Source organism: Intestinirhabdus alba (assembly GCF_009711095.1).
GTDB lineage: Bacteria > Pseudomonadota > Gammaproteobacteria > Enterobacterales > Enterobacteriaceae > Intestinirhabdus > Intestinirhabdus alba.
In genome coordinates this window covers 1-3845 of record NZ_WMJZ01000083.1, presented here as the reverse complement: position 1 = coordinate 3845, position 3845 = coordinate 1, and the positions used below count along the sequence as shown (strand labels likewise).

4 protein-coding genes are annotated in these 3845 nt (G+C 51.9%); all 4 read left to right on the top strand.

The features are described 5' to 3' along the window. On the top strand, window positions 1–2411 hold a 2411-nt coding region (locus GJV78_RS23155; protein WP_167519717.1), incomplete at its 5' end, for a T6SS effector BTH_I2691 family protein. An 11-nt stretch (window positions 2412–2422) separates the two neighbouring features. Further along, the gene (locus GJV78_RS22410; protein ID WP_155110270.1) at window positions 2423–3250 is read left to right on the top strand and encodes a DUF6708 domain-containing protein; all 828 of its coding nucleotides are present in this window, start codon (window positions 2423–2425) and stop codon (window positions 3248–3250) included. Between the two features lie 73 nt (window positions 3251–3323). After that, window positions 3324–3650, top strand: a complete 327-nt coding sequence (locus tag GJV78_RS22405) for a hypothetical protein (protein WP_155110269.1) — start codon at window positions 3324–3326, stop codon at window positions 3648–3650. Continuing rightward, a partial coding sequence (locus tag GJV78_RS24215; RefSeq protein WP_407929083.1) for a DUF6708 domain-containing protein occupies window positions 3544–3845 on the top strand: 302 nt, incomplete at its 3' end. The genes GJV78_RS22405 and GJV78_RS24215, both read left to right, overlap by 107 nt.

Genomic DNA, 3845 nt, shown 5'->3' with positions numbered 1-3845 from the left:
ATCCGCGACAGGAAAGTGCCAGTGCCCTGGGGCTGAAGGTTGCTCAACTGGGCGTACAGTATCGATGCCCGATAACGGCGCTGGCGTTAAACGATGAAGTGGGCGTGGTGCAGGAGCTGAACAACGGCCGGCTGCAGATTGTGGAGGCGCGTCAGGTTTATAATGAGCTGCCGGAAATACGCTGTAAGCACATGATTTCTGATGCGATTGAACAATATCTGGCCTCGTTGAAAGCAGCAATCGATGAAAGCAGCAAACCCCGCCATGAAGCAATGCCTGGCGGATATCCCGCGGCAGGGCGAACCATTCCGAAAGAACAGGTCGCGAGGGAAACGTATGCCGCCAGATGTGCGCGTTTGCAGAAATATTATCATGAACCGAAACGCGCTGAGTTCGCCGCACAGTATCAACGGACATTACAGGGCTATCAAAGGCGCATAGATGCTGTCGGAAAAGACCTTGCCGCCTGGTACGAGGCAAAACGCTGGCTGTCGGCAATTATTGATGATTACTCACCAGAAACCTGCCCTGCCGGCTGGGCAGCCCAGTTATCAACCATTGCCGCCTGTATTCAGGGAGGAAGTACCGACGAGGCGACGGAAAAGGTCTGGTTAAAATGGCTCAGGGGCTCCGACAGCCCGGCCTTTGAAGGGATGCTGGGCAATCAGAAGTCTTTGCTGGCAGCGGTTTATGCCGGAACAGCCGGCTATACCAATCTGAAAGCGTTGTTGAATGGGAAAGAGCTCGGCGACTGGATTGATTCCGAAGGCGTGCAAAAGGCCGTTGCCCTGCGAATGCTGGCCCTGAGCGGCGCAGTTAGCCGGTTGAATACAAAGCTGGAGCAGGCGGCGCTTGATGGCTACAGCCGGATTGTTCAGGGGAATACCTGTCTGATGACAGGCAGACAGGTTACCGTGTTCAATGTGACGATGACCGTCCGGGAATATCAGCAGCTGCATCGTGATATTGCCCGGGTCCAGCTTTCCATGTCTGGAAAACCGGTTGAATATGGCGGCGAATTGCGAAACGGCAAGCGGGCCTTGCGTAAGGTATCCGCAAACAGACTTCCCCAGGTCAACGATCCGGTCGTGTTGAGGCAAAGAGTGACCCTGACAATGGTCGCGGACGCTGCGCCGGCCGGGTTCATGGCCTCGCTGACTGACGGCAAACTCACCGATATGACAAGACTTAATGCGTTATCCGAATTGCGTATTGCGGACGTATCGCTGGATAACACGGTGAGTCGCGCGCCTGTAAAGCTGTCTCAAAGCCAGCTTAATTCTGTGCTTAAAGGGCAGGTCCAGCTGTCGCGACGATTAATCAGTAGTAATGCGCTGGGCGGAATGCTGGGTGGAGGCATGCTCTTTCTGCAGGTATCGGCGCTGGCGGACAACGTCAGGGCCGTGGAAACGGCGGTAAATGGGGTTAATGCCCGGTTAACGTTAGCGTCAAATATGGCAATGATGATGAGTTCGGCAGTGGAAACCAGCGGCTTTATCCATATGCTGGTGCGGGCAAACCCGTGGAACCTGCCCCCGAATGTTATCGTGAAGGGGGTGCCGATGTATGTTCATCCCCTGCTGCGGCTGGGTGGGGCAATCGCAGGGGTGTCGTCGATTATTGATGGGATTGGGATGTGGGTTAAATATTGTGAAGCAACAAAGTCTGGAGAGTCTGAAGCTGCGGGTTGGTATTGGAAAGCCAGCGTTGTTACCGCCGTTGGCGGTGGTCTCTTCATCTATTCTGCTTTTGCCTGCCAGTTCGCTCTGTTGGGTCCCGCAGGGCTGGCTGCGCTTCTGGTAATCGCCGGGGCCGCGATGGCTGTTCAGGCCGAAAATGCCATCAGAAGCCCCTTTGAAGTATGGCTCTGCGACGGCTGTTTTGGCGTGACAGATAAGCGAGGTGACAACGATCCGGTATGGGATCCCCATAACCCCGAAGACTTATACGATGCGCTGATGGCGTATAGCGTTATTGTCAGCGGCATGACGGCCGAGGTGGACTATCAGGATCTGCTGGGGGAGCGGGATAATGCTGAGGATGCTGTCAAAATGCGGGTCAGGTTACCGGATTGTAACAGCACGGAATCGGCGTGGGATCTTAAGCTCGTGGCCCTGGGTGATGGCGGGACTAAGCCATTGCTGGTGAGTCAGTATGGTCTGCAAGACATAATGGATACGGCTTCTGCAATAAAAGAGGATGGTTCCCATATTTTGCGTCATCCCCGCCATCCGGGCCTGCCGCTGAATAACAGGCTGACGCAACGCTGGGATGCCACTGCCCTGGTGCTGGAGGGGCTGGCATGGGTCAACAGCAAACGTTACGGTCAGGTGGTGCTCAGTGTCGATTACTGGCCGTATAAAACCGATCCACAAAGTCTGTTGACCCTGACCCTGAAAGTCATTGATTAGGATAAGCAAGGATGAGTAAAAAAAAGCAACGCGCAAAAGAGATATTGCGCCAGGCCACGCCAGAAGAGATCAAAGCCGCAATAGACAACTATTTTTCACGCAAGCCTCTGCTGACCCCCCGGCTCAAAAACTGGGAAGAGGATCTGCCGGGTAACAGTGAAAAACAAGTTGTTCCCGGCAGGTTAATGCAGGTGACTGAAATTAATGATACCTGGATGGAGGTTCCTCGTTATGAAAATATTATGTGGGGAGGGGCATGGGTGGGTATTATTGCAATGATAATCCCAACTTTTTTATTTATATGGGGAGCGGTGGATTTATACCCCTTGAGTTTTAAGTTTGATAATTTGCTGATGTTATTATTGTTTTTGTTTTTTTCATTTTCAATGATTTTGTTGAATCTGAGGATGGCTTTGTTTGTCCCGCGGGATCAACCCATCCGGTTTAATCGCAAGCGTCAGAAGATTTATATCTTTGAGCACCATCGTAAAGCCTGGAATCCGTGGGTGAAATGGCCGACCACCGTCAGGGTGTATGACTGGGCGGATGTTCACGGCGAAATCAGCCGCGAGACCGATCGCTACGATCAGGGCTTCCGTCTGTACGGTGCCGTATGTAAACCAGGAACCAGTGAGGTCAGCGAACGTTTTATTCTGAACCGGGCGGTATTTTATATAGAGCACCAGCGTCAGCTGTGGAGCCACTGGTGCCGGTATATGCAGCACCAGCCGGTGGTGATGGACCCGCTCTATCCCAATCACCATGATGACGGAAGCCCCCGAAGAAAGGTGCGCTGGCCGGAAGCGCTGGATATCGAGTCCAGAACCGCGCCGGAATAAGATCGTCAGGACCAAATCAGATGGCCCCATAAAGTCTGATAACCCGGAATGTCGGCATTCAGGATATACAAGGATGAGTAAAAAAAAGCAACGCGCAAAAGAGATATTGCGCCAGGCCACGCCAGAAGAGATCAAAGCCGCAATAGACAACTATTTTTCCCGCAAGCCTCTGCTGACCCCCCGGCTCAAAAACTGGGAAGAGGATTTGCCGGGAAACGGTGAAAAGCAAGTTGTTCCCGGCAGGTTAATGCAGGTCACAGAGATTAATGATACCTGGATGGAGGTTCCTCGTTATGAAAATATTATGTGGGGGGGGGGCATGGCTGGGTGTTATTTCAACGATAATCCCAACGGTTATAGTTATATGGATGATAGTGGACTTATATCACTTAGGTTTTGAGTTTAAAATGTATCTTTTATTTTTTTTGTTTTTTTTGTTTTCATTTTCAATGATTTTATTGAATCTGAGGATGGCTTTGTTTGTCCCCCGGGATCAGCCCATCCGGTTTAATCGCAAACGGCAGAAGATTTATATCTTTGAGCACCACCGTAAGGCCTGGAATCCGTGGGTGAAATGGCCGACCACCGTCAGGGT

Excerpts from the sequence above, each read along its gene's own strand:
- GJV78_RS22410 (WP_155110270.1), top strand. The coding sequence starts at position 2,423 with ATGAGTAAAAAAAAGCAACGCGCAAAAGAGATATTGCGCCAGGCCACG.
- GJV78_RS22405 (WP_155110269.1), top strand. The coding sequence starts at position 3,324 with ATGAGTAAAAAAAAGCAACGCGCAAAAGAGATATTGCGCCAGGCCACG.